Raw genomic sequence first — 26,243 nt, 5'->3', positions numbered from 1 at the left:
GACAACGGCCGGAAACCTTCCCTTCCCTGAAAATAAAAGCTAGCCTTACGTAAGGTAATTAAACGCATCGGCAGTTGAAGAGCCGGTCCATGCGTTTGACCCACCAACGCGAGAGGGCGGGCTGAATGGCCTCGAGAGAACCGGCACGGCCGGGCATATCGGAAACCGGTGGAGACGCGGGGCTGATCGACAGCATTGCCCGTACCAATGCCGAGGCCATTTGCACGGTTCCCGGTCTGGCGCGACGCCCACAGCACCCGAAACATCACGGCTGTGTCCGCGCCCGCTTCATTATCGGCGAAGTGCCGGAGGACTTGCGTCACGGTCTCTTCGCCTTGCCGGGCACATATGACGCCCTTGTCCGGTTTTCCAACGGCCGCCAACTGGATGACCGGAAGCGGGACGCCCACGGCATGGCCATCAAGGTGCTGGGCATCGACAGGGAGTGGCTGTCGGCTGAAAACCCGGACGGCAGGGTGCAGGACTTCATTCTCGTCGACCATGAAACCTTTTTCACCGGTGACCTCGGCGACTATGACGACATCAACACCCTGCTGCTGAAACGCGGACTTGCCCGCCTGAAGCCCCTGTCCCGGCTTCTGTTCACGGGCTTCTATCTCTTCGGCAGGATCCGGGCCTTTGTCTCTCATCGTCCCGTGTCTCCGCTTGCAAGCCGATACTTCAGCACCACGCCTTATCGGCTTGGCGATCTTCTGGTGAAATATACCGCAACGCCAAGGCCGGTGCCGGTGGATCCGCCTGAGGTCCGGTCCGGACGCGATCAATTGGCCGTCGCGCTGAGGGAAACCCTGATCCGTTGCCCGGTCACTTTTGAATTCGGCGTCGAAGTGCAGATAGATCCGGCCGCGCAGCCGGTTGATGATCCGTCGATTGCCTGGTCGGCGGTGCCGGGCGCGCGTCACGAAAAGCTGGCGACGCTGGAAATCTTTCAGCAGGACGTCGATCAACACGCCCCACTGGCGGAGAACATCGCCTTTTCACCCTGGAACAGCCTGCCGGCGCACGAGCCCGTCGGCGCCATCAACCTTGCCCGGCGACAAGCCTACGAGAGTGCCGCTTGCAAGCGGCATGAAGTCAATGGCGTTGTTCCACCCGTCTTTGCCGGCATTCCGGAAAGCTACAAGATGCAACAACCCTCCGTATCGCCCAGAAACGACGGCATGCCGCTTTGGTTGGCGATTGTCGCGGCGCTGCTGCTGATCGCCTGCCTGGTCCTGGAAGGCAAGCGCCTCACAATCAAGCCGGGTCCGCCACAAACCTTTGACAATCCGGTCGCCGAATTCAAATACGGTTCCATCGGCGCCGAATGGGACGGTTTCCCCTACATGGTCTGGCGCGAACTGCCGGCAATTTTCAAGGACGAGCTGCCCGAAGGCTGGCGCACATTCGGCTTCATCGAGGAACCGGGACAGGAACTTCCGATCGGCTTCAGCATCCGGCGCGTCGGTGTGCCGAGGGTCGGCTTCAATTGCGCCACCTGCCACAGCGCGGAAGTCACCGCAGGCGGCAACACCATGTTGTTGCTGGGTGCACCTGCCGAAACGCTCGATATCCAGTCCTACATCCTGTTCCTTGGCTACGTTGCCGCAAGTGACAAGCTGACGGCGGATGCGGTGATCGAAAGCGCCGCGCAGGCCGGCAGACCTCTGGGGCCAATCGACCGTCTGCTGGTGCGCACCATTCTTGTACCCGGCATCAAGGACCAGGCCGATGGACTGGCGACCGCTTTCAGCTGGATGAAGGTGAAACCGCGGCATGGCCCCGGGCGCACGGACGCGGGTAACAACTGGCGCGCGCGCTGGGGCTATGGCCCGGAAAAGGACGAGGCGGTCGGAACGGTCGACTTTCCCTCGGTCTGGAACCAGGGCATCCGTGAGGGGGGCTGGTTCCACTGGGACGGCAACAACAATTCGCTGATCGAGCGCAACTATTCCGCCGCCCTTGCCGGCGGCGCCAAGGAATGGCTGCTGCAACGCGGGCTGATCGATGCCCAGGCGGAATGGCTGCGGGACCTGCCGCCGCCCGCCTACCCCTTGCCAGTCAATGCTGACATGGCAGCAGACGGCGCTGCGATATACGAAAGGGAAGGCTGCGGCACGTGTCATGACCCAGGAGGCGAGAGCTTCGGGCAGGTCACGCCGCTTTCGGACCTTCAGACAGACCCGGCACGATCTGACCTCTTCGACGATGCCTTCGTCAGCCGCTTCGGCGATGTCGGCAAGGGGTACACCTGGCGGTTCTCGCACTACCGGGCAACGGACGGCTATGCAAACACGCCGCTGGACGCCATCTGGGCACGCGGGCCTTATCTCCACAATGGTTCCGTGCCGACGCTTCGGGCGCTTTTGTCACCGCCGGAAGACCGTCCGGCGACCTTCTATCGCGGCTGCACGGATTTCGATCCGGTGGACGTCGGCTTTGCCTGCGAAAGTGGCTTCCTGTTCGACACGCAGCTGACCGGCAACGGCAATGGTGGACATCTTTACGGCACCGGTCTTCCGGACGGCGAGAAATCCGCACTGATCGAATATCTCAAATCCAAGCAATATGCGGGGCGGTCATGAGGCTTAGCGCATCCTTCAAGGGAACGTTTCTCGACATCATCTGCCTGCTCGTTGGGACGATCATGGCCTATCGCGGTGTCGAGGAATTCTTCCGCTACGATTTCGATCCGATACACATGGTCCTCGGGCTGGCGCTGGGGGCCGGCGCCTATGCCAACTGGCTCATGTTCCGACGGCTGCGCATCGGCTACTGGATCTTCATCGGCGGCAATGTGGTCGTCGCCTTTGTGTTCATATTCGTGCTGCAGGATGTCTGGCACCACCACGTCTGGCCACATATCCTCTATGCCCTGGTGTTCGTGCCGTTTCTGGATCAGCTCGGCGCCCGTTCCGAGAGGGACGTTCTGCGGGATCCGCCGGTGCACAAGCGGATCCTCGGTTTCATCGGCGGCCAGGCACTGAAACTGGCCGAGGCCTTTCCCGCCCTCGTCCGGCTGGTCAAGCGTTGCGGTCCGCTCAGCCGGGTGATCAACCGTCTTGTCATCAACGGCATCTCGAACGCGCCTCCCGGTCGTCCGCTCCCGCTCTCCCTCTGGACACCGCATGATCCGGAAACGCATCTGGAAATGGTTGCGGGCCCAAAGGATCCGGAAAAGACCACCAGCACCTTCGCCAGCTGGCCGGGTCTGGTTGACCGCCGCTACACCGGCCGGCACCTGCCACCCGTGGATCAGGATTTTGTCGATGCCCTGCCGGAAGTGCCGAGGGTGGCGGAACTTTACCGGCGCAAGGCGATGGTCGAGAGCGACACCAGCACGCTGTTCTGCTTCTTTGCCCAGTGGTTCACCGACAGTTTCCTGCGCACTCATCCGCTGAACAAACGGCTGAACACCTCGAACCACGAAATCGATCTTTGCCAGATCTACGGTCTTGGCGAGGAAACCACCTCGTTTTTACGGGAAGGCGCTTTTCTGAAGTCCCGGCAGACGTCCGTCGGCGAGCTGCCGCCGCTGCTCGCGGGCCCGGATCTGGCAGTCAAAGCCGAGTTTGCCGGCATTCATTTCATGCCCATGTGGGCAACGACCTTCCTGGGGGCAGATCCGGAATGGGGCGCGGCGAAAAAGCTTCGGGAACTACTGGCCGGTATCGGGGATTGGGCCGTCACGCCGGAGCGCTGGAAATGCCACTATGCAGCCGGCCTGGAACGGGCCAATTCCACGATTCTCTACAGCGCGCTCAACACGATCTTCCTGCGCGAGCACAATCGTCTCGCGCGCGAGATCGGCAAACGGAACCCGCACTTCGGTTCGGACCGCGTCTTCGAAACGGCCCGCAACATCAACATCGTCAAGCTGCTCAAGGTCATTATCGAGGACTATATCAACCACCTTGCCAATTCACCGTTCAAGATCTTCGTGGAGCCTGGCGACGCGGACAAGCGCCTGTGGTACCGCACCAACCGGATCTCGCTGGAATTCGACCTGCTTTACCGCTGGCATGCCATGGTTCCGGATCGGTTCCTGTTCCAGGGCGAGGTACTGGAAAACGAGAATTTCCGCTTCAACAACACGATCATCGAAAAACACGGCGTCGAGGCGGTCATCGATGCGGCGGCGAGCCAGCGGGCAGGCAAGCTGACCCTTCACAACACCCCGTTCTTCCTGCAAGGCGCGGAAGAGCGCACGCTGGCATTTGCCCGCAGGTTCCGGCTCGCCCCCTTCAACGCCTACCGCGCCTCCTGGAAGCTGCGTCCGTACGACAGTTTCCTGGAACTGACCGGAGGCGACGCCGGTCTGGCGGGAGAGCTGGAAGCACTCTATCCCGACTGGAACGGCGTGCGCGGCATCGATCGGGTCGATCTTCCCATCGGACTGCTGGCAGAAGACCAGATGCGGGCGCGCCCGCTGCCGCCCCTGCTTCTGGCCATGGTCGGGTCCGACGCCTTCTCCCAGGCACTCACCAACCCGCTTCTGGCAAAGAATATCTTCGGTCCGGAGGTCTTCACCGAGTATGGCATGACGGAAATCGAGGCGACGTCCACCTTCCAGAACATTGTCGATCTCAACGTTGCCGCCAACGCCAGAAGGCCGAACGCGAATTTCACCATCAACAAGGACACGCTTTTGACCTGGCCAGGCTGATATCCCTGGCCGGGCTTCCCCTCTGCACAAGCTTTACGAACGCAGAATTGCGCCGGCAAAATTTGCAAAGCCTGCCTGAAAGGCTATCGTGAAGTGCTGTGTCAAGGGAGGATGACATGCGCGACCTTGAACATGTGAGTGAAATCGACCGCGTATTGAAGGGGTACGAGACCGGCAGGGATGGGCTGGTGTCGGAAAGCTGGCGGCGCTGTGTCCAGACGTACGGCATGGATCCGGCGCGTCCGGAACCGGCACATATCGTCACCGAGCAGCAACTGCGCGAACATCAGGAGCAGTCCGAGCGGTTGATCGCGACGGCTCGTTCCGGCCTGCGCACCCTGTTCAAGCAGGTGGCCGGGCACAACTACGTGCTGCTGCTGGCCGATGCCAAGGGTGTGTGCGTCGACTTCTTCGGTGATCCGCGGTTCGAGGACGATCTCCGGCAGGCGGGCCTTTATCTCGGGTCCGACTGGTCCGAGGATCTTGCGGGAACCTGCGGTGTCGGCTCCTGCATCGTGACGGGGGAAGCTGTCACGATACACCAGAGCGATCACTTCGGGCTGTCGCATACACCGCTGTCCTGCACGGCGGCCCCCATCTACGACACCTGCGGCAAGCTGGCGGCGGTTCTGGATATTTCCCTCCTGCGCTCCCCAAGCCCGAAATCGAGCCAGAACCTCGCGATGAACCTGGTGAAGGCTTCCACCCGCCGGGTCGAGATGGCCAACCTGATGGCGACCACACGCAAGGAATGGGTCTTGCGCTTCTCGACATCGCCGGAGTTTCTGGAAGTCGATCCGGAAGCCGCCATCGCCCTGGACGACAGCGGACGGATAACGGGAATGACGCACGGCGCGCTCGCCTGTCTGGCCCCGACCGGCTCCACAGACCTCATAGGAAGCCGGATCGACATGTACCTGGACCTGGATGTCGACGATCTGCCGTCACTGATGCGAGGCCGCCCGGCAGAAGATCGGGTTCTGCGCCGGCGCGACGGTGGTGGGTTATACGGTCATGCCATCGCTCCGCAAGCCGCACGCATGGCACGCAGCCCCGTTTCCGGGACCTTGCCCACGCCGCTGCGCGGCATCTGCGGGCAGGATGCGACGCTGTCGCAGGTGGTGTCGAAAGTTGCCCGGCTTGCACCAACGCAGGTTCCCATCCTGCTGTCTGGCGAAACCGGAACGGGCAAGGAATATCTGGCAAGGGCCATCCATGTTCTGGGTCCTGCAGACCGGTCGTTCCATACGCTCTGCTGTTCCGCTCTGAAACCGGAAAAGGTCGCCGCCTTGTCTGATGCTGCAGCCGGAACGCTGTTCCTGCGCGGGATCGAAGATCTTGACATGGCGGGCCAGGCTGCCTTGCTTGCCTTGCTGGAACACCGAAGTGATCTTCGCGTGGTCGCCACCACGCGGCAGGATCCGGCAGGTTCCACAAGCATCCGCGCATTGCGGCCGGAACTCTATTTCAGGCTTGCCGGGTCTCTCATCCGGATCCCGCCACTCCGGCATCGCCAGGATTTCGACTGGCTGGTCGATCGTCTGCTGCGACGCTCTCCGCGGGACCTGCGCCTGTCACCTTCGGCACGCGCCGAACTCAGCGGCCGGCATTGGCCGGGCAACATCCGTGAACTCGCGACCTTGCTGGATGTCGCGACAGCGCTTGCAGAAACCGATGTGATCGACCTTACCGATCTGCCGCAGGCGTCTTTGTCCAGACGCGTCGAAACCGACCCGAAACAGGATCTGGAAGCGCTTCTGGACGCCTGTGGCTGGAACATGTCCCAGGTCGCCCGAAGGCTTGGCGTCAATCGGTCGACGGTGCTCCGGCGGATGCGCTCTCTCGGCCTGGAGCCACACCCCAAGCCGCGTGCATGACTATCTGTTGCGTCCTGTTGCGTGCGCAACAGCAAACGGAGTTTCTGCCCCTTAATGTCATCAATTGACGGGCGTTCCATGGAAAAATGCAGGGGCGCTCTGCATTGTTTCCTCCATAAACAGGGAGGAACTGGAATGCTCGACAAACCATTGGTTCACGAGACCGAGACTTTTCTCAACACTTTCGGCAAGGCGCTGGAAGACGGCAAGATCGATGCTGCAACGGACATGTTCCTGGACGATTGCTACTGGCGGGACCTGATTGCCTTTACCTGGAACATCAAGACCGTCGAGGGCAAGGATCAGGTCCGCGACATGCTGGAAAAGCAACTGGCCTCCACCGGGCCGAGCAACTGGCGCATCGCGGAAGGCGAAATACCGACGAAAGAGGGCGATGTCGTCACGGCCTGGATTCAGTTCGATACCGAACGGGCCCGCTGCTTCGGCCTGATCCGGCTGAAGGGCGGCAAGATCTGGACCCTGCTGACAACCATGGCCGAGCTGAAGGGCCATGAGGAGCCGAAGGGCTTCAACCGGCCGCTGGGGGCCAAGCATGGCGCCAGCAAGCACCGCACCAGCTGGAAGGAGGAGCGCGAGCGTGAACTGGTGGACCTCGGTTACAAGACCCAGCCCTATTGCCTGATCATCGGTGGCGGCCAGGGCGGCATCGCGCTCGGCGCGCGCCTGAGGCAGCTCGGTGTGCCCACCATCATCGTGGAAAAGAATGACCGGCCCGGCGACAGCTGGCGCAACCGCTACAAGTCCCTCTGCCTGCACGATCCCGTCTGGTACGACCACCTGCCCTACATCAAGTTCCCGGAAAACTGGCCCATCTTCAGCCCCAAGGACAAGATTGGCGACTGGCTGGAAATGTACACCAAGGTCATGGAACTGAACTACTGGACCCGGACCGTTGCCAAATCCGCAACTTACGACGAAGCAAAGAAGGAATGGACAGTCGTCGTGGATCGTGACGGAGAGGAAGTGGTTCTGAAACCGAAACAGCTGGTCATGGCAACCGGCATGTCGGGCAAGGCGAACGTTCCGAAATTTCCCGGCATGGACACCTTCAAGGGCGACCAGCATCATTCGTCCAGACATCCGGGGCCGGATCAGTATCGCGGCAAGAAGGCGGTGGTGGTCGGCTCCAACAATTCGGCGCACGATATCTGCGCGGCGCTTTGGGAAAATGATGTCGATGTGACCATGGTGCAGCGGTCTTCCACCCATATCGTGCGCTCCGACACCCTGATGGATGTTGGCCTCGGCGCGCTTTACTCGGAAGAGGCGGTCCGGTCCGGCGTGACGACGGAAAAGGCGGACCTGATCTTCGCCTCACTGCCCTACCGGATCCTGCACGAGTTCCAGATCCCAGCCTATGCGGAGATGAAGAAGCGGGACGCGGACTTCTACGAAGGGCTGGAGAAAGCCGGGTTCTGGCTGGACTGGGGCGACGACGAAAGCGGCCTTTTCCTGAAATACCTGCGCAGGGGCTCCGGCTACTACATTGATATCGGCGCCAGCCAGCTTATCATCGACGGCGAGATCAAGCTGAAGCGTGGCCAGGTCACCGAGATCGTGGAAGACGGTGTCATCCTGGACGATGGCACGAAGCTGGAAGCGGACGTGATTGTCTATGCCACCGGCTACGGTTCCATGAACGGCTGGGTTGCCGACCTGATGGGCCAGGACATGGCCGACAGGGTTGGCAAGGTCTGGGGTCTTGGTTCCGACACCACCAAGGACCCGGGGCCCTGGGAAGGCGAACAGCGGAACATGTGGAAACCGACCCAGCAGGAAGCGCTCTGGTTCCATGGTGGCAACCTGCACCAGTCGCGCCATTACTCCCAGTATCTGGCGCTACAGCTGAAAGCGCGGATGGAAGGCCTGCCGACCCCGGTCTACGGCCTTCAGCAGGTGCATCACCTGTCCTGACCGGAAACGCGGACAGGACCTGACCAAATGGAAGAGCCGGGGGAAATGTCCCCCGGCTCTTTCCGTCTTTACCACCCCCTCACCCACACCCTCACCATCGTTATCCCGGACGTAGCGCAGCGAAGATCCGGGACCGGGGAACCACCAACGCGTGGCTGCAACAGGTTAGCGTCCATATCGAAACGTTCGTGCCTCCCCGATCCCGGCTCGCGCTTCGCTTGGCCGGGAAGACGACGTGAGGTTGGTGACAGAATTGCTTGGAAAGCGGCCTACCATTTCACGAGTGCGGAGAGGCCCTGGAACAGCGTCTCCCTACCCCACCGAAGGCTTGAACCTTTCCCGCCCCGAGACGCAGCGGTCTCTGCGGGTAGCAGAGCTTTGGCAACGCCGCAAAAGAACAACGTCAAAATCACTTTTACCGCACCGGTTTGGCGCCTATTGTGCGAAAAAACCACAGTAATTTCCGTCAGGATACGGTCCATGAGCAGGTTCTGGAGCCCCATAGTCAGCAAGCTGGTGCCCTATACGCCGGGTGAGCAGCCAAAGGACCGCAGCTTCATCAAGCTGAATACGAACGAGCATCCCTATGGCCCGTCGCCCATCGCGCTCGGGGCAATCCGCGCAGCTACCGAAGACAGCCTGAGGCTCTACCCCGATCCGTCAGCCGGTGCGTTGCGGGCAACGATCGGGGCAAGCTTCGGTCTGGGTGTGGATCACGTTTTTGCAGGCAACGGCTCGGACGAAGTCCTGGCCCATGCCTTTCACGGCTTTTTCAGTGGCAAGGACAAGCTGCTGTTCCCCGATATCACCTACAGCTTCTACAAGACCTATTGCGAGCTTTACGGCATTTCGCACCGTTCTGTGCCACTCGATGATGATTTCCGGATTGATCCGGCCAGCCTTGGTGGGCCGTGTGGTGGCATCGTGCTTGCCAATCCGAACGCTCCGACCGGCATTGCGCTTGATCTTGCAGCGGTGCGAAGCGTTCTTGAGCAGAACCCGGATGTGGTGGTGCTGGTTGACGAAGCCTATGTCGATTTCGGCGCGGAGAGCGCTGCTCGTCTGGTTCCCGAGTTCGACAATCTTCTGGTGGTACAGACCTTTTCCAAGTCGCGCGGCCTGGCGGGTCTGCGTGTCGGATTTGCTCTTGGTCAGCCGCACCTGATCGAGGGGCTGCAGCGGATCAAGGACAGTTTTAATTCCTACCCTCTCGACCGCCTGGCGCTCGCGGGAGCAGAAGCCTCCTGGCAGGACACCGCCTGGTTCGAGGAGACCCGGCGCCTTGTGATCACGGAACGGCATCGGATGGCGGAAGGCCTGCGCTCTCTCGGGTTCAACGTGCTGCCGTCGGCAGCCAATTTCCTGTTCGTCTCGCATGAAACAAGGGCAGCACGGGATCTTCTGACAGGCCTCAGGAATGAAGGCATTCTGGTGCGCCACTTCAACAAGGACCGCATCGACAACTGGCTGCGTATTTCCATTGGAACGGAAGAGGAGGGCGAGGCCTTGCTGAAGGCGATGGCGGGACTTGTCGCCGGCTAACCTCTTCCATTCTCGCCGTTTCTTGCAAAACCACGAGGACGAACCCATGTCTCGAACATCGGTTCAAAAGGGAGACAATGCATGCTGGTCACCACCACCAACACCATTCAAGGCAAGGATCTGGACTACAAGGGTCTGGTGACGGGCGAGGCGATCCTCGGCGCGAATATTTTCAAGGATTTCTTTGCCGGCATCCGTGACATTGTCGGCGGCCGCTCCGGCGCGTACGAGGAAGAACTTGGCAAGGCGCGCAAGATCGCCATCGACGAAATGTGCCAGCAGGCCCAGGCAATGGGCGCCAATGCGGTGATCGGCGTCGATCTCGATTACGAAACCGTAGGCCAGAACGGCTCCATGCTGATGGTCAGCGCCACAGGGACCGCGGTCTTCATCCGCTGATCCTGCCATGTCATCCGACATTTTCATTTCTCCCGGCTTCCCGGAAGACCAGCGGCCGGTTGCCGCCCGCCTGTTCTGGCAAGCCTTTTCCGGCAAGCTCGGCAAGGTACTGGCCCCGGAAGAAAAAGCGCTTCGACTTGTCGAGCGCATCCTCAACCCGGATTTTGCCATCAGCGCTCTCGACCGGGAGGGAAGGCTGCTAGGCCTTGCCGGTTACAAGACCCGGGACGGGGCACTTGTCGGCGGAAGCCTCGCCGACATGACGGCGGTTTACGGCACGTTCGGCGGCCTCTGGCGCGGACTTCTTCTGGAAGTTCTGGAACGCAGGATCGAGCCGGACTGCCTACTGATGGACGGCATCTTTGTGGCCGAAAGCGCCCGCGGCCGCGGCATCGGCGGCACCTTGCTGAAAGCCATTGGCGAAGAAGCACGCCAGCGCTCGCTCACCCGTGTGCGGCTGGATGTGATCGACACGAACCCAAGGGCAAAAGCTCTTTACGAGCGCTCGGGGTTCAAGGCGGTTGGGGAAGAAAAGACCGGGTTTCTCGAACTTCTGTTCGGTTTTTCCTCCGCGACACGTATGGAAAAGCAGGTTTAGGGAGTTCAGCCAGGTTCAGAGCCAGTAGTTTTTTGGTTGCCTCAACCCCGCCCTTTCCCCCTTTCCGCAATGATGCTCTAGTTGGCCCGTCCCCAACAGGAGCCTTTGAATGTCCTCACACGGTTATGAAAGCGGGCGGTTGAACCTGCCCTTTGTCGGCATCTGCACCTTCGGCAAGTTTCCCTATAAGCCGGATTGGGACGCCATCGATGCGGATGTTGCCGTCATGGGGGCTCCGTTCGACTTCGGCACCCAGTGGCGTTCGGGCGCGCGTATGGGGCCGCGTGCGATCCGGGAGGCCTCGACACTGTTTTCCTTCGGCCATGCGGGCGCTTATGATTTCGAGGACGACATCACCTACCTGCCGGCGGAAACGACCCGCATTGTCGATCTGGGTGATGCCGATATCGTCCATACGGACACGATTGAAAGCCACAGACGCATAGAATTCGGCGTACGCAAGATCCTTAAGGCCGGTGCCTTGCCGGTGGTGCTGGGCGGCGATCATTCGGTCAACATTCCCTGCATCAACGCCTTTGATGGCGAAGATCCAATCCACGTCGTCCAGATCGATGCGCATCTGGATTTCGTCGACGAACGTCATGGCGTTCGCTACGGCCATGGCAACCCGATGCGCCGCGCGGCGGAAAAGCCTTATGTCACCGGCCTGACGCAGATCGGCATTCGCAACGTCTCCTCCACCTCGCGCGATGGCTACGAGGATGCCCGCAGGATGGGCTCCGACATCCTGTCCGTGCGTCACGCCCGCAAGCTCGGCACCGAGGCGCTTCTGGCCCGGATACCGGCCGGCAAGCGCTATTACCTGACGCTTGATATCGATGCTTTCGATCCGTCCATCGCACCGGGCACGGGCACGCCGAGCCACGGCGGATTTCTTTATTATGAAGTGCTGGAGCTGCTCGACGGTCTGGCAAGACAGGGCGACATCGTCGGCATCGATCTGGTGGAAGTTGCGCCGGACTATGACCCGACCGGTTCCACAAGCACCCTTGCGGCACAGGTTCTCATGAACACCATCGGCAGGGTTCTGCATCACCGCAAGACATGAAAAACCCCGCCGGCCGGAGTGAACTGGCCGACGGGGTGAAATTTCGCGACTGGATGCTCAGAGGCCGTCGAACAGTGCGGTGGAAAGATACCGTTCTGCGAAGGACGGAATGATCACCACGATGTTCTTGCCTTCCATGCCTTCGCGCTGACCGACGCGGATGGCAGCGGTGAGCGCGGCGCCGGAAGAAATGCCCACCGGCAAGCCTTCGGTCTTTGCCACTTCCCGGGCCATGGCGAAGGCATCTTCGTTGGCGACGGTCTGGACTTCATCGTAGACGGAAGTGTCGAGCACGCCTGGCACGAAACCGGCACCAATGCCCTGGATCTTGTGCGGACCGGGTTGGCCGCCGGAAAGCACGGGGCTGTCGGCCGGTTCGACGGCAACGACATGAAGGCCCGGCTTGCGATCCTTCAGCACCTGGGAAACGCCGGTGATGGTGCCGCCGGTGCCGATGCCGGAGACGAAGACGTCAACACCACCTTCGGTATCGTTCCAGATTTCTTCCGCGGTGGTGTTGCGGTGGATTTCAGGGTTGGCGGCGTTTTCGAACTGCTGCGGCATCACCGCACCGTCGATTTCACTGATCAGTTCCTCGGCGCGGGCGATTGCGCCCTTCATGCCTTTTGGCCCTTCGGTCAATTCCAGCTCGGCGCCCAGGATCTTGAACATCTTGCGGCGTTCCACCGACATGGTCTCCGGCATTACCAGGATAAGCCGGTAGCCCTTGGCGGCAGCGACAAATGCCAGCGCGATGCCTGTGTTGCCGGAGGTCGGCTCGACGAGTGTGGTCTTGCCCGGAACGATCTGGCCGGCCTGCTCCATCGCCTCGATCATCGCAACGCCGATCCGGTCCTTGACGCTGGAAATCGGGTTGAAGAACTCAAGCTTCGCCAGGAGGTTGCCCTTGACACCGTGCGCCTTGGCCAGTCGGTCCAGCCGGACGATCGGTGTATCGCCGATGGTCTCGGTGATGGAGGAATAGATTTTTCCGCGACCACTGGTCTTGATCGTCATGGCAGGTCTCCCAAGTTGGCCGGATCTTCTTCCGCCGGCATCGTTCGACTATCGGAGCGATAAGATAGTACGGGTTTCGGCAAGTTATAAGGGGCCGAAAGCACCTTTGCGATCCTGCGGGTAAAACCTTTTTCCAGAAAAGCTTCAGGTCTTGGAAAAGAGCAGGTCCGGCAGATCCGCCATTGCCTCGAACAGGACGGCCCCGGCGCCCTGCATGGCCTCGCGGTCGCAAGCGGGATCCTCGACAAAGGCATAGACGCCCATGCCCGCTGCCCGGGCTGCCAGAACGCCGGGCAGGCTGTCCTCGATCACCGTACAGTTTTCCGGGGCGTGGCCCATGGTGCGTGCTGCCAGCAGGAACACATCCGGCGCGGGCTTGCCGCGCTCGCAGTCCTGTGCAGAAAACAGCCGGCCTTCCAGCCGGGGCAGCAGACCGGAACTGCCGAGCGTTGTGCGCATCTTTTCATATTTGCCGGAAGACCCGACGCAATAGGCGACGTCGCGCCGGTCGAGTTCGTCCAGCACGCTGGCCACGCCTTCGATCGCCGGAACACCCGCCTTGAAGCTCTCCAGATCGCGCAGCCGAACCTGGTCCGGCCAGTCGGCAGGCAACACCTGACCTGTCAGGTCTTCGATCATGGACTGCACGTCTTCCAGTGTCCGTCCCATGAACCTGCGCTGACAATCCGGCCCGGTCATCGGAACGCCAAGCTCGCTGATGATCGCGGCCATGTTGGCGTTGGCCATGCGTTCCGTATCGACCAGAACGCCGTCGCAATCGAATATGATCAGCTCGGACATCACGCGCGGCCAGTCGAACCGAAACCGCCGGACCCGCGCTCGGTCTCCGAGAGAACCTCGACTTCGACAATGTCTGCCTGCAGGACAGGTGCAATCACCATCTGGGCGATCCGGTCTCCCCGTGAAATCTCGAAGGGGTCGTCACCGAGATTGATCAGGATCACCTTCACCTCGCCGCGGTAGTCGGCATCAATGGTGCCCGGCGTGTTCAAGACGGTCACGCCATGTTTGGCGGCAAGGCCTGACCGGGGGCGAACCTGAGCCTCGAAACCCGCGGGCAGAGCCATGGCAAGACCAGTTGGCACCAGGGCGCGGGCACCAGGTGCAAGGGTTATCTTGCCGTCAACGGCTGCCAGAAGGTCAAGTCCGGCGGCCAGCACCGACTGATAGGCGGGCAGTGGCAGATCGCGACCGTGCTCCAGTCGCTTCAGTTCCAGGGTAACAGGCATTGAAAGTGTCCGGCAGTGAGCGTTGCTGGCGAGTGACGATATTCGCCGGTCCGTGTCAAGGCTGGCGGGCATTCACGAAACTTCGCATGAAAATCAGATATCTACTTGAAGTCGTAATCTTCACCTGAAACACTCTGACGCATCGTAACGTGCCAGCGATTGGGAGATTGGCAACATGAGACGATTGATTTTTGCATTTACCACCGGGTTGATGCTGGTCGCTGCACCGGCTGCCTTCGCCCAGACCGTCGGCTATGCCGACGCCATCAAGATCCTGGCCGCCAGCTGTGGCAAGGACATCGAATCCTATTGCAAGTCCGCGACACTGGCCAACAACGGCATCACTCAGTGTCTTGAACAGAATCAGTCCAAGGTTTCGGAAAAGTGCAACGCCGACCGTCTGGTCGTGACTTCACTCATTCAGGCACGGCTGGCGGCCCAGGCGGAAGCGCCCAAACTGTGCCAGCGCGATGCCGCGCAATATTGCAAAGGCGTCAAGGCCGGTGCGGGCCATCTTCTGCGCTGCCTGCTGAAGGCCCAGCCTTCCGTCAGCGAAAAATGCAACACGGCCATTGACCTGGCCGGCTACCGCTAACACGGCACCGGGAGATTTTTCATGAACAAGATGCTTCTGGCCGGTTTGTCGGCCGCCTTTCTCGCCGTGTCCGCTTCGGGCCTTGTGGCCCAGACCAAGCTGAGCCGCAACGAGATCATCAACTCCCTGCAGGGGGCCCAGCAGAAGGTCGACCTCACGGCCGACGAACTGCAGAAGGCAGCGCTGGAGAATATCCAGAAATATCCGGGTGCGAACGCTCCCAACACTCTGCCGCTTGCCGACAAGCTGGCCTCTTTGCGCCAGTTCAACGTGGAAATCACGTTCGATTTCGACAGCGCGCGCATTCGCCCGGAATCCTATGAAACCGTTGGCCTGATCGCGGATGCCCTGCACACGCCTTATCTGCAGGGGCAGACTTTCTTCATCGTCGGTCACACGGATGCAAAGGGTGCACGCGAATATAACCTGGAACTTTCGCTGAAACGCGCGCAGGCGGTGCGTGAAGCACTGGTGACCACATTCCGCGTACCGGGCGACTATCTCTTCGCTGTGGGCCTGGGTGAGGAGCAGCTGCGCGATCCGTCCAAGCCGGATGCCGCCATCAACCGGCGCGTTCAGCTGATCAACCTGGGTTACAGGTAAGGGCCGCTCGGGCGGGTTTGGGCCAGGCGTTCTGAAGCCCGCCTGATACCGGCAAGCAAGGACACATACCGCTCCCGTAAGCGGAAGCGGTATGGCTGAACAGTGGAAATCGAAGGCCGGGATTGTTCACATGTGTCGAACGAGCCTTCTTCCCTTTCTGGTCTAATCCTTCCGGCCGAATAGCTTATCTTCTCGGGTAGAAACAATTCTCCCGAGGAGTGGTCCCATGACGGCTACACCAAACCGTATTTCGCCCGTCTTTTTTGCTCACGGTGCGCCAACCCTGGCACTTGAAGACACCGCTGCCAGCCGGTTCCTGAAGAGTTTTGCCGCAAGCCAGCCACGCCCCAAGGCAATCCTGATCCTGTCCGCGCATTGGGAAACAGACGGTTTGAAGCTGTCGGCACCGGGACCGCTGCGGACCTATCATGACTTCCGCGGTTTCCCGCGCCCGCTCTACGAGATCTCCTATCCCGCAAAGGCCGATGTGGATCACGTCGACGAAGCGGCACGCCTCCTGGAAGCTGCCGGCCACGATGTGGAACTCGACAGTCACTGGGGGCTTGATCACGGTGCCTGGGTGCCGCTGTCGCTTGCCTATCCGGATGCCGACATTCCGGTCGTGGCGATGTCTCTGCCGCACGGCAGCACGCCCGCATCCGTCTATGCGCTCGGCCAGGCGCTGGCACCGCTCAAGGACAAGGGCGTGTTGCTGGCAGGGTCCGGCAGCACCACGCACAACCTGCGTGAATTCGGGCCGCAAGGCTCGCCAACGCCTGTGTGGGCGTCTGATTTCGACCGCTGGCTGGACGATGGCCTCAAGTCCGGATCGATCGGATATTTCGACGATATCCAGAGCGCTCCGAACTTTCGCCGCAACCACCCGACGGACGAGCACCTTCTGCCGCTGTTCTTCGCCTTTGGCGCAGGCGGAACGGATGCAAAGGCCCAGCTTCTCCATAGAAGCTACGAGTACGGCTCCATCAGCATGAGCTACTTCCGCTTCGCAGCCTGACCAGCCCCATCGACCGCCCCTGCTCCGGCAGGGGCGCAGGCTTGCAGAACGGTTTCGGTGAAACAAGGCAGAAAGCTGCCGGTCAGAAGCTCGAGCCCTTCATCGCGTACGATAGTGAAAATGTCTGGCTCGGGTCAGTCCGAGCCGAGCGCCTCGGCTGCGCGGGCGATGATCCTGCGGGCTACCTCACCCTTGTCCATTTCCGGCCAGTCTTCGACGCCGTCACGGCTGACGACGCGAATGGTGTTGGCGTCGCCGCCCATGATGCCTGTCTGCGGACTGACGTCGTTCGCGATGATCCAGTCGGCCTTCTTGCGTTCCAGCTTGCCACGCGCATTGTCGATCAGGTTTTGCGTCTCGGCGGCAAAGCCGATCAGCAACTTTGGCCTCAGGTCCGGATGATGACCGACAGTCGCCAGAATGTCCGGGTTTTCCGTCAGCTCCAGCGCGGGCGGTTTGCCGGTCCCATCCTTTTTGATCTTCTGGGCCCCCTCGCTCGCGACACGCCAGTCGGCGACGGCGGCGGCCATGATGGCGATATCCGCCGGCAGATTGCCTTCCACCGCCTTCAACATCGCGGAAGCGGACTCCACGTGGATGACATGGATATTGGCCGGGTCCGGCAGTGTTACCGGGCCGGATACCAGCGTTACCCGAGCGCCCGCTTCATAGGCGGCGCGGGCCAGCGCATGGCCTTGCTTGCCGGAAGATCGGTTGGCAATGTAGCGGACGGGGTCGATCGGCTCATGGGTCGGGCCTGAGGTGATCAGAACATGTTTTCCGGCAAGCGGCAGGCTGCCAGCCCGGATCGCCTCTTCCCGCAGCACGGCCTCGGCAGCTGCCACGATCTCCAGCGGCTCGCTCATCCGGCCGGTGCCGGCTTCGCCCCTTTCCGCCATTTCGCCGGATGCTGGGCCGCAAAAGGCAATGCCACGCGCCTTGAGTATCGTCCGGTTACGCTTGGTCGCCTCATGCTGCCACATCTTCGGGTTCATGGCAGGGGCAACCAGAACAGGCTTGTCGGTTGCCAGCAGAACCGCTGTCGCCAGATCGTCGGTAATCCCGTGGGCCATCTTGGCCATCAGATCGGCGGTGGCGGGCGCTATCAGGATCAGGTCGTGGTCGCGGGCCAGGCGGATGTGGCCGACGTCGTGTTCGGCCTGCCGGTCGAACAGGTCGGTGAAGACGGTTTCCGCGGCCAGAGCCCCGGCAGCCAGAGGCGTGATGAATTCTTGCGCGCCTTTCGTCATCACCGGGATCACCCGGGCGCCGCGTTCCTTCAGCCTGCGGATCAGGTCAAGGGACTTGTAGGCAGCGATACCGCCGCTGATGATCAGGACGATCTGTTTGCCGCTCAGCATCTTAACTCAGCACTCCTAGGGTGTCGGCGGATAAGATCAGAATCCGGTGCGGAAATCCCGTGGTGCCGGAGAAATCACCTGTGTGCCCTGCCCGGTGATCTGATAGACGGCAAGGCCCCGCTGGTTGAGGCCATTGGATTGGAAGCGGAACAATCCGTCAATGCCGATGAAGCCATCGCGGTTTGTGATGATGTTCTGCTGGAAGCGCTGCTGTCCGGCGGAGCGGATCAGGCCTGCGGCCAGCGTGACACCATCATAGACCAGGCTGGCATTGCGCGGCGGCGCGGAGCCATAGATGCTCTGGTAGCGTTGGGCAAAGGCCAGGAAACCCTTGTCCTCCGGCCCGGCGAACCAGGCACCGGCAAGCACCGGGTTGTTCTTGACCTGGGGAGAGTCCCACTGTCCGGTCCCGAGCAATTTCACATTGCCCAGATTGGCGCCCTGGCTGACCAGGGTCTGCACGACAACTGCCGGCACACCGCCCCCGGCCGGTACGAACAGGGCGTCTGCATTGTTCAGAACCGATTTCAGCGCCGTGGTCTTGGCAACAAGATCGGATGTGTCCGATCCGTTCATGGAATAGCGCTGGATCGATGCGATCCTGCCTGCTCCGCGGCCGACTTCCTGGCGGAACGCCGCCTCGACGATGGCACCATAGGAGCCTTCGGGGATCAGGGCGGTATAGGAATGTCTCTTCTGGCTGTTGGCATAGCCGACGACCCGTTTCACGTCGCTTTCCGGCAGGAAGCTGAGCAGATAGACGCCCCGGGATGCGACGGAGGTGTCGGTAGAGAAGGCAATGACCGGAACGCCGGTTGCCCGCGCAGCCTGCGCAGCGCCGGATACCGCAGGTGAGAACACCGGGCCAAGGATAAGTTCCGCGCCTTCCGAAATGGCAGCCTGCGCTGCCGCGCGTCCGCCTTCGGACGTGCCGCCGGTATCTTTCACCAGCAACTGCACATCCGCGCTCGGGAAGTTCTGCAGCGCCAGTGAGGCGGCGTTCTTGAAAACCGTACCGATGGAGGCATTGCCGTCGGAGCTTGCCAATGGCAACAGCAATCCGATGCGCACCCCGCCCGTGCCGATGATTTCACCAGTCGGTTGCGGCTGGGCACTTGGCTGGATCTGGTCACCCGGCAGAGAGCCGAGCGTGGACCCCATGCAGCCACCCAGCAACATCGTGCTGGCTCCAGCCAGCGCCGTTTTCAAGAAAACACGTCTGTGCTGTTGCACGATGTCGCCCCGTCTTGCACTTGCCATATTTGTTGGTTCACCCTTTGGGAAAGACTTACGTATTCGCTACAGGCCTGTAAAGATTTAGTGGCCTTTCAATGGCATATCGGCCCGATCAACGGTGGATTTGCCTTGCATCGGTTGTATTGAAAGGCTAGCGCAAGGGCGCAAACGGGGCCGATGCTGCAATTCGCGGCGGACAAGAGGAAAGGCGACATGGTCAAGGAAACAGCCGGGCCGGCTGCGGACAAGAACCGCTACAGCCTCTCCGAACATGTCTTCACTGCACCCAATCTGGAACCCGCGCTCTACATCGTGTCCACGCCGATCGGCAACCTCGGTGATATCACCGTCAGGGCCCTGGAAACGCTTGCTGCAGCAAGCGTAATCGCTTGCGAGGATACGCGGGTCACGGCAACGCTCACCCAGCGGTTTTCGCTGAAGACGCCGCTTCTCCCCTATCACGAACACAATGCCGACAAGCAGCGGCCGAAGATCCTGGAAGCTCTGGCGGAAGGCCGCGCCGTGGCGCTGGTGTCTGATGCTGGCACGCCTCTGGTTTCCGACCCGGGCTACCGGCTGGTGCGTGATGTGGTCGCAGAAGGGCATAAAGTCATCCCGATCCCCGGTGCGTCGGCCCCGCTGGCTGGCCTTGTCGCCGCGGGTCTGCCGAGCGACACGGTGCTTTTCGCCGGCTTCCTGCCTCAAAAGAGAGGCCCGAAGTCCCGGCGGCTGGAAGAGCTGGCCAAGGTGCCTTCGACGCTGATTTTCTTTGAATCGCCCCACCGCACCGCCGCGACCCTGGCGCTGATGGCGGAACTGCTCGGCCCCGGCCGCGAAGCCGTCGTTGCGCGCGAACTGACCAAGCGGTTCGAAACCTTCGAGCGTGGCACTCTGGAAGACCTGAGCACCCGGTTCGAGGGCCGGCAGGTCAAGGGTGAAATCGTCATTCTCGTCGGTCCGCCGGAAGACAAGCCGGAAGCCGAGGTGGACGATCTGGATGCCTTGCTGAGTGAGGCGCTCACCGAAATGCCGGTCAGTGCCGCGGCCAAGAAAATCTCGAAAGCGACGGGGCTTGACCGCAACGAGGTCTATAAGCGCGCGCTGGAACTGAAGGCGGACGACGCCTGATGGCACGTCGTCCCGACGGAGCCGGAAGGCAACCGGCAGAAACCGATCGCCGCCGCCGGGCACATGCCCTGGGCCTTTCTGCCGAAACCCTTGCCGCCTGGTACCTGCGCCTCACCGGCTGGCGCATTCTCAAGCGCCGCTACAAGACAAAGGCTGGCGAGATCGACCTCATCGCCAAACGGCGCAAGACAGTCGCCTTCATCGAGGTCAAGGCCCGCAAATCGCGGCAGGCGGCGCTGGAAGCCGTCACGCCCGCCAGCCAGAAGCGCATCTCGCGTGCCGCGAAGATCTTCGTCACGGAACACCCGAAGGCCGGGTTCTTCACCCTGCGCTTCGATATTATCGTCGTCCGACCCCGCGCGTTGCCCGAGCGGATCGTGAATGCGTTTCAGGCCTGGGAGTAGTTCGGGGCGCAATTTTTCGGCTGCCGAGAAAATTCACCTTCGGCGTCACGCCGGACAAGCGCAGCGCGGATCCGGGGCTTGCTCGCTGCCCTGCTTGCTCACAGTTGTCTCAATGTCCCGGATGTTTGCGTCACCTTGGGAGCGCTCTTGAAACGAACAGGCCCCGGGTCTCCCGTCGGTCGCCGGGGTGACGCTGACTATGGCCGGGAGACTTCACCTCATTTGCCGGTGCCCGGAGCCACAGGAACCGAACTCGGATCCTTCTGACCTCCCCCTCTGGACAAAGCCGACTGCGCACCGCATATCTGGACCAATCGTTCTGAAAATCCCAAAGGCGCTCACGCGGCGCCGCCCGCCGGGAGTTGCCTCATGGCTTTGAAAGTTGCGGTCCAGATGGACCATGTTTCGTCCATCAACATTGCCGGCGACAGCGCCTTCGCAATGATGCTGGAAGCACAGTCTCGCGGACATGAACTTTATCACTACACGCCCGACCGTCTGGCGATGCGCGGTGACGAAGTGTTCTGCGCGCTGGAGCCGATCGAAGTGCGCGATGTGAAGGGTGACCACTTCACATTGGGTGAAAAGAGCCGGTTCAACATGCGCGAGATGGACGTGGTGCTGATGCGCCAGGATCCGCCGTTTGACCTCTCCTACATCGCTGCGACCCATATTCTGGAAAAGATCCATCCGGACACTCTGGTGGTCAACGATCCTGCAGCCGTTCGCAACGCGCCGGAAAAGCTGTTCGTGACCGAATTCGCCGACCTGATGCCGCCGACCCTGATCACCAAGGACAAGTCGGAAATCGATCTGTTCCGGAAGGAATACGGCGACATCGTCATGAAGCCGCTGTTCGGCCATGGTGGCGCGGCCGTCTTCCGCATCACCCAGGACGACCTCAACTACGGTTCGCTCTACGACTTCTTTGCCGCGACCTTCCGCGAGCCCTGGGTCATCCAGCAGTTTCTGCCCAATGTGAAGCACGGCGACAAGCGCATCCTGCTGGTTGATGGCCAGTTCGCCGGTGCGGTCAACCGCGTTCCGGCCGCGGGCGACCTGCGCTCCAACATGGTGCGGGGCGGTGCGCCGACCGACAGTGAGCTGACCGAGCGCGAACGCGAGATCTGTGCGCGCCTCGGGCCTTCGCTGAAGGAGAAGGGCCTGATCCTGGTGGGGATCGATGTCATCGACGGCAACCTGACAGAAATCAACGTCACCGCCCCCACAGGCATCCGCGCCATCCGCAATCTCGGCGGACCGGATGTGGCTGGCATGGTCTGGGACGTGCTGGAAGCGAAGGTGGAGGGCTGATCAGCCCTTCCCGCCAGCCAGTTCGAATATCCGCTTGACCTCAATTTAAGTTGAGGTTGTAGAGCTTTCTCTCCTTTCAAATCCCAAGGAGAAAAGCATGAAATCGGACACGGAATCCCGGCCTATCTACCGCGTCGACCGCTTTGAAGTGCCGCTTGAGGCGCGAGACGTTCTGCTGGAACGGCTCAATGTCATTCGCGGCCTGCTTCAGAACATCGAAGGGTGCCGCCAGAACCTTGTGCTTGAGCAACCTTCCGGCGAGGGGATGGCAAAATTCGTCACCTTTGTCGAATGGCAGAACGAAGAGGTCTTTCTGGAGGCGAAAGCCCGGATTGCCGATGAATACCGCAAGGTCGCATTCGACCCGCAGGCCTTCCTGAAGCAAATCGGTGCAAAGGCAGTCATGGCGAACATGAACGCTGTCTGATGTCTGACGGTACGAACGGGAATACCCGCATGCGGAGGTCGCGCGCACAGCCCGCGCCAAGGCAAAAAAAACCTCCGCATGGGGGTGCGGAGGTATAAAGAGTTTGTGCTTAGACAATGCAACAGAGGGCCTACTCGGCAGCCTCTGTATGTAAAACCCGTTCCACATGGAATCGTTCCTTGGAAAAACGTGATTCACGTGAAATTTTTCAAGTTTCTACTTCAGGCTGTCGTTATCGTATTGAAAATACGGGATTAATCCGGCCAAGGACGCTCAAGATTTTTTTCCATTGATACCCGCTGAAACCCCGGATCGCGCTGTCAGCGAGGCGCAACACCCGGAAATGGCGTGACTTTTCGTGTTCCCCTGGGGCATGTCGCTTGGCAGGGCGGCCACTCCCTCGGGCCGTGCAAACAAGATCAAGTCCTGAGCCGGGTCCGGGCTTTGCTGCATCGGAAAAAGAATAATCTGGCCCGCAGGGCAAAACAAAGGCCGCTTTCCCGAAGGACAGCGGCCTTTCAGAAGCAACCTGCAAGTGGGATTATTCGGCTGCTTCAGTCTTGATGACGCCGCGGCGGATCTGGTCTTCCTCGATCGATTCGAACAGGGCGCGGAAATTGCCTTCGCCAAATCCTTCGTCACCCTTGCGCTGGATGAACTCGAAGAAGATCGGGCCGATCACGGTCTTGGAGAAGATCTGCAGCAGGATCTTGGTCATGCCGCCGTCGATCACACCCTCACCATCGATCAGGATGCCGTGGCGCTTCATCCGCTCGATCGGCTCGTCGTGGCCGTTCACCCGGGCATGGGACATCTCGTAATAGGTTTCCGGCGGGCCGGGCATGAATTTCAGGCCGTTGTCCGCCAGAAGGTCCGTGCTCTGGTAGATGTTGTCCGTGCCGACAGCAATGTGCTGGATGCCTTCGCCGTTGTACTTCTTCAGGTATTCCTCGATCTGGCTGGTATCGTCCTTGGATTCGTTCAGCGGAATACGGATCTTGCCGCAAGGGCTGGTGATCGCACGGCTGACGAGACCGGTGATCCGACCGTCGATGTCGAAGAAATGGATCTGCTTGAAGTTGAACAGGTCGCGATAGAAGTCCCACCACTTGTCCATGTTGCCGCGATAGACGTTGTGGGTGAGGTGATCGAGATAGTAGAAACCGACGCCCTGCGGCTTCGGGTCGAACTCGCCCAGCCAGTTGAATTCCCTGGAATAGGCCGAGCCTTTGGCGCCGTAGGTATCCACGAAATAAAGCAGCGAGCCGCCGATGCCGACAATTGCCGGAACGTCCAGGGTCTTGTCGTCGCCTTCATAAGGCGTCGCGCCCTTGGCAACCGCATGCTCGAACGCCTTTTGCGCATCGACGACGCGCCAGGCCATGGCAGGCGCGCACGGGCCGTGCGTGTCCACGAACTTCATGCCGAAGCTGCCCGGTTCGGCATTCAGCACGTATGTGACGTCACCCTGGCGATAGAGCGTGATGTTCTTGCTCTTGTGCTTTGCAACGGGGAGGTAGCCCATCTTGCGGAACAGTTCGTCCAGCTTTTCCGGTTCCGGATGGGCGAATTCGACAAATTCGAAGCCATCGGTCCCTGCCGGATTTTCAGACGTGATCTGTGCCGGCGGCGCGTCGTGCGGGAACGGTCCCATGAAAGTCCTCCTCGGTAAAACGGGTCATTGAAACCAGAATGCCGCGAAGGACGCGCAGTGTGTGTGCAATCCACGTGTTTTCGCGTAAGATGATGCACGAAACATGCAGGAAATTTCGGAGTGACGCATGACGATTGCGCTGGATGGCTTTGATGTGAAGCTGCTCGCCGCCTTGCAGAACAATGCCGCCCTCACCAATGCGGAGTTGGGTGACGTGATCGGCCTGTCCGCAAGCCAGGTCTCCAGGCGGCGGCAGAAACTGGAAGAAGCGGGTATCATCCGCCGGTACCGGGCGGCACTGGATCCGGAAGCCCTGGGTCTGATGGTGACGGCCTATGTCGGCGTGACACTTGGCGCGCATTCCAGGGAAAACGCCCGCAAGTTCCGCAACATGGTGACCGCCATGCCGGAAGTGCAGGAGGCCCACACGCTGACCGGCGATGTCGATTACATGCTGAAGATCGTGGTGCCGGACCTGAAGGCGCTCAGCCACATCATCAACGACGAGCTACTACCCCAGGAGGCGGTCCATCATGTGCGCTCGTCCATTGCCATGGAAACCTTGAAGGACGACAATCTGCTGCCGCTGAAATGACCGCTCAAAGCCCCAGCCAGCCCATGAGATCGGTCCAGAAATCCTTGCGCAGGCCTTTGAGATCCGGTGCCGGGTTGCCGTATGGATCCGCCAGGCAGACATCTGAAAACCCGGTCTTGCCGGAGAGAAGACATCGCTCCGGTTCACAGGTGATCGTGTCGGAGAGATAGATCCGTTTTCCCGCAAAGGTCTTGAATGCGAGTTCCGGTTTGTCCTGCCTTGTTCCCGAGGTGAAGACATAGGTCGGAAACTCGCTGCCGCGCGGCTGGCCGCGGTCCTGGATCGCATGGATGTACAACAGGCTTCCAGGCGCGTCTTCACGCGAGCAGCCCTTGATGTTGAAGGCATAAAGATTGCCGGTCGTGCTTTCGCCTGCATCGGCAAGCGTGCGCGAATAGGCGCTCAGCAGATCCTCCTGCCAGATCTTGCGGTAGGTATCGGCCTCGTCGTTCAGCGACAGGGCATGCGCACTCCCGCTCCCCAAAGTCCCGGCGATGAGGCAGCATCGTAGGGAAAGACTGCGGACTGAGGCGAGGAAGTTCAAGATTGTTCTCGTTGTGGCCTGGAACACAAGCATTGTGGATTGGAGAAGGGTGACCGAGTGTAACGCAAACTTGCGTCCCTTGCAGAAAATCCCATTTGATAGTGCAACCGTGATTTAAACCGCTTCACGCGGCAATTTTAAGGAGCCGAATATGTTCGACGCAAAATCCTTGCTGGATCAGTTTCTGGGGACCCAGGGCGGTGGTCAACCCGGCCAGCGCGGGACTGCCCGCAAGGGTGGATCCGGTGATCTCCTGTCCCAGGGCAAGGATTTTCTGTCGTCCCAGGGTGGCGGTCTGGCACTCGGCAGCCTGGCCGGTCTCATGCTTGGCAGCAAGAGCGGACGCAAGCTCGGCAAGAAGGCAGTCACCTACGGCGGCCTCGCACTGGTTGCCGGCCTTGCCTACAAGGCCTACCAGGGCCACAAGGCCAATCAGCAGAATGCACCGCGTCCACAGTATCCGGCCGATGATCCGATCCCGCTGGAAGCACCGCGCGGCACCGCCTTCGATCCGTGTGAGCATCCGGGCGGCGAACATCAGGCCGCAATCGCTTTGTTGACGGCAATGATCTCCGCCGCAAAGGCCGACGGTCATATTGATCGCGACGAACAGGACCGGATTTTCGACAAGATCGACGAGGCCGGACTGGACAGCGAGGCGAAGGCGTTCCTGATGGACGAATTGCGCTCGCCGCTTGATCTGGACAAGGTCGTGGCCAGTGCAACCTGTGAGGAGACTGCGGCCGAAATCTACGCCGCGTCGCGTCTTGCCATCGATCCGGATCACCCGGCGGAAAAGGCCTACCTGCAGATGCTCGCTGCCCGGCTTGGTCTGGAGGACGGCCTCGTTCAGGAGATCGAATACGCCGTTCGCGAAGCGCAAATGGCGGGATGACCGGCAAAACGGCGTAAATAAAATCGGGCGCCCCGTGACCACAGATCACGGGACGCCCTGAATAACCGGCACATGCCGCGCGGCCGTCGAAAAGGCAAGCCGCGAAGCGAGCCTAAAGG

Annotated in this window: 24 protein-coding genes; 17 read left to right on the top strand and 7 right to left on the bottom strand. The window is 60.8% G+C overall.

The features are described from left to right. Window positions 1-125: 125 nt before the first annotated feature. From B0E33_RS11840 to speB, 8 genes are all read left to right on the top strand, one after another. The gene (locus B0E33_RS11840) at window positions 126-2,585 is read left to right on the top strand and encodes a c-type cytochrome (protein ID WP_077291326.1); all 2,460 of its coding nucleotides are present in this window, start codon (window positions 126-128) and stop codon (window positions 2,583-2,585) included. After that, window positions 2,582-4,666, top strand: coding sequence for a peroxidase family protein (locus B0E33_RS11835; protein ID WP_077291325.1), 2,085 nt, complete (start codon window positions 2,582-2,584; stop codon window positions 4,664-4,666). The genes B0E33_RS11840 and B0E33_RS11835 overlap by 4 nt, the downstream gene beginning before the upstream one ends. Window positions 4,667-4,782: 116 nt before the next feature. Then, window positions 4,783-6,543 carry a sigma-54-dependent Fis family transcriptional regulator gene (locus B0E33_RS11830; protein WP_077291324.1) on the top strand — a complete coding sequence of 587 codons (1,761 nt, stop codon included), beginning with the start codon at window positions 4,783-4,785 and terminating at the stop codon, window positions 6,541-6,543. Window positions 6,544-6,678: 135 nt separating this feature from the next. Beyond that, the gene (locus B0E33_RS11825; protein WP_077291323.1) at window positions 6,679-8,478 is read left to right on the top strand and encodes an NAD(P)/FAD-dependent oxidoreductase; all 1,800 of its coding nucleotides are present in this window, start codon (window positions 6,679-6,681) and stop codon (window positions 8,476-8,478) included. A gap of 480 nt (window positions 8,479-8,958) precedes the next feature. Next, window positions 8,959-10,020, top strand: coding sequence for a histidinol-phosphate transaminase (hisC, locus tag B0E33_RS11815; protein WP_077291322.1), 1,062 nt, complete (start codon window positions 8,959-8,961; stop codon window positions 10,018-10,020). Window positions 10,021-10,101: 81 nt separating this feature from the next. Next, window positions 10,102-10,419 carry a heavy metal-binding domain-containing protein gene (locus tag B0E33_RS11810; RefSeq protein ID WP_023002348.1) on the top strand — a complete coding sequence of 106 codons (318 nt, stop codon included), beginning with the start codon at window positions 10,102-10,104 and terminating at the stop codon, window positions 10,417-10,419. Between the two features lie 7 nt (window positions 10,420-10,426). Further along, on the top strand, window positions 10,427-11,017 hold the full coding sequence (locus B0E33_RS11805) for a GNAT family N-acetyltransferase (protein ID WP_077291321.1): 591 nt from the start codon (window positions 10,427-10,429) through the stop codon (window positions 11,015-11,017). A gap of 109 nt (window positions 11,018-11,126) precedes the next feature. Next, a complete protein-coding gene (speB, locus tag B0E33_RS11800) occupies window positions 11,127-12,086 on the top strand; it encodes an agmatinase (RefSeq protein WP_077291320.1) in 960 nt (319 codons plus the stop codon). A 57-nt stretch (window positions 12,087-12,143) separates the two neighbouring features. On the opposite strand, the gene cysK is transcribed toward speB, so the two are convergent. The 3 genes from cysK to dut form a co-directional block, all read right to left on the bottom strand. Further along, complete coding sequence (gene cysK / locus B0E33_RS11795) at window positions 12,144-13,103, bottom strand: cysteine synthase A (RefSeq protein ID WP_023002345.1); 960 nt, start codon at window positions 13,101-13,103, stop codon at window positions 12,144-12,146. 144 nt (window positions 13,104-13,247) lie between these two features. Beyond that, a complete protein-coding gene (locus tag B0E33_RS11790) occupies window positions 13,248-13,904 on the bottom strand; it encodes an HAD family hydrolase (protein WP_208997802.1) in 657 nt (218 codons plus the stop codon). Continuing rightward, window positions 13,904-14,353, bottom strand: a complete 450-nt coding sequence (gene dut / locus B0E33_RS11785) for a dUTP diphosphatase (RefSeq protein WP_023002343.1) — start codon at window positions 14,351-14,353, stop codon at window positions 13,904-13,906. Before dut ends, B0E33_RS11790 begins: the two co-directional genes overlap by 1 nt. Before the next feature lie 175 nt (window positions 14,354-14,528). Between dut and B0E33_RS11780 the strand changes: the two genes are divergently transcribed. The 3 genes from B0E33_RS11780 (at window position 14,529) to B0E33_RS11770 (ending at window position 16,566) form a co-directional block, all read left to right on the top strand. Beyond that, complete coding sequence (locus B0E33_RS11780) at window positions 14,529-14,948, top strand: hypothetical protein (RefSeq protein ID WP_208992429.1); 420 nt, start codon at window positions 14,529-14,531, stop codon at window positions 14,946-14,948. A gap of 21 nt (window positions 14,949-14,969) precedes the next feature. Then, window positions 14,970-15,551, top strand: a complete 582-nt coding sequence (locus tag B0E33_RS11775) for an OmpA family protein (RefSeq protein ID WP_077291318.1) — start codon at window positions 14,970-14,972, stop codon at window positions 15,549-15,551. Between the two features lie 226 nt (window positions 15,552-15,777). Continuing rightward, window positions 15,778-16,566, top strand: a complete 789-nt coding sequence (locus B0E33_RS11770) for a DODA-type extradiol aromatic ring-opening family dioxygenase (RefSeq protein WP_023002340.1) — start codon at window positions 15,778-15,780, stop codon at window positions 16,564-16,566. Window positions 16,567-16,700: 134 nt separating this feature from the next. On the opposite strand, the gene coaBC is transcribed toward B0E33_RS11770, so the two are convergent. Further along, window positions 16,701-17,927 carry a bifunctional phosphopantothenoylcysteine decarboxylase/phosphopantothenate--cysteine ligase CoaBC gene (coaBC, locus tag B0E33_RS11765; RefSeq protein ID WP_077291317.1) on the bottom strand — a complete coding sequence of 409 codons (1,227 nt, stop codon included), beginning with the start codon at window positions 17,925-17,927 and terminating at the stop codon, window positions 16,701-16,703. A gap of 36 nt (window positions 17,928-17,963) precedes the next feature. Further along, entirely contained in the window at window positions 17,964-19,187 is a 1,224-nt protein-coding gene (locus B0E33_RS11760) for a penicillin-binding protein activator (RefSeq protein WP_023014453.1), read from the bottom strand. Between the two features lie 189 nt (window positions 19,188-19,376). Here B0E33_RS11760 and rsmI point away from each other — a divergent pair, with 189 nt between their 5' ends. The 4 genes from rsmI to B0E33_RS11740 all read left to right on the top strand — a co-directional run bounded on the left by rsmI (window position 19,377) and on the right by B0E33_RS11740 (window position 22,436). After that, window positions 19,377-20,291, top strand: coding sequence for a 16S rRNA (cytidine(1402)-2'-O)-methyltransferase (gene rsmI / locus B0E33_RS11755; protein WP_077293249.1), 915 nt, complete (start codon window positions 19,377-19,379; stop codon window positions 20,289-20,291). Continuing rightward, window positions 20,291-20,695 (top strand): YraN family protein, encoded by a 405-nt coding sequence (locus tag B0E33_RS11750; protein ID WP_077291316.1) that lies wholly within the window; start codon window positions 20,291-20,293, stop codon window positions 20,693-20,695. Before rsmI ends, B0E33_RS11750 begins: the two co-directional genes overlap by 1 nt. A 369-nt stretch (window positions 20,696-21,064) precedes the next feature. Beyond that, window positions 21,065-22,009, top strand: a complete 945-nt coding sequence (gene gshB, locus B0E33_RS11745; protein WP_077291315.1) for a glutathione synthase — start codon at window positions 21,065-21,067, stop codon at window positions 22,007-22,009. A gap of 97 nt (window positions 22,010-22,106) precedes the next feature. Continuing rightward, entirely contained in the window at window positions 22,107-22,436 is a 330-nt protein-coding gene (locus B0E33_RS11740; RefSeq protein ID WP_023002333.1) for an antibiotic biosynthesis monooxygenase family protein, read from the top strand. A 541-nt stretch (window positions 22,437-22,977) separates the two neighbouring features. On the opposite strand, the gene hppD is transcribed toward B0E33_RS11740, so the two are convergent. Beyond that, window positions 22,978-24,090 (bottom strand): 4-hydroxyphenylpyruvate dioxygenase, encoded by a 1,113-nt coding sequence (gene hppD / locus B0E33_RS11735; RefSeq protein ID WP_023002332.1) that lies wholly within the window; start codon window positions 24,088-24,090, stop codon window positions 22,978-22,980. A 127-nt stretch (window positions 24,091-24,217) separates the two neighbouring features. Here hppD and B0E33_RS11730 point away from each other — a divergent pair, with 127 nt between their 5' ends. After that, window positions 24,218-24,685, top strand: a complete 468-nt coding sequence (locus B0E33_RS11730) for an Lrp/AsnC family transcriptional regulator (RefSeq protein WP_023002331.1) — start codon at window positions 24,218-24,220, stop codon at window positions 24,683-24,685. 4 nt (window positions 24,686-24,689) lie between these two features. Here the strand turns inward: B0E33_RS11730 and B0E33_RS11725 are convergent, their stop codons facing one another. Next, the gene (locus B0E33_RS11725) at window positions 24,690-25,229 is read right to left on the bottom strand and encodes a hypothetical protein (protein WP_145903837.1); all 540 of its coding nucleotides are present in this window, start codon (window positions 25,227-25,229) and stop codon (window positions 24,690-24,692) included. 151 nt (window positions 25,230-25,380) lie between these two features. Here B0E33_RS11725 and B0E33_RS11720 point away from each other — a divergent pair, with 151 nt between their 5' ends. Then, complete coding sequence (locus B0E33_RS11720; RefSeq protein WP_075284149.1) at window positions 25,381-26,124, top strand: tellurite resistance TerB family protein; 744 nt, start codon at window positions 25,381-25,383, stop codon at window positions 26,122-26,124. Window positions 26,125-26,243 lie beyond the last annotated feature (119 nt).

It is taken from the genome of Roseibium algicola (assembly GCF_001999245.1).
GTDB classification, from domain to species: domain Bacteria; phylum Pseudomonadota; class Alphaproteobacteria; order Rhizobiales; family Stappiaceae; genus Roseibium; species Roseibium algicola.
This window is presented reverse-complemented; position numbering and strand designations above follow the sequence as displayed.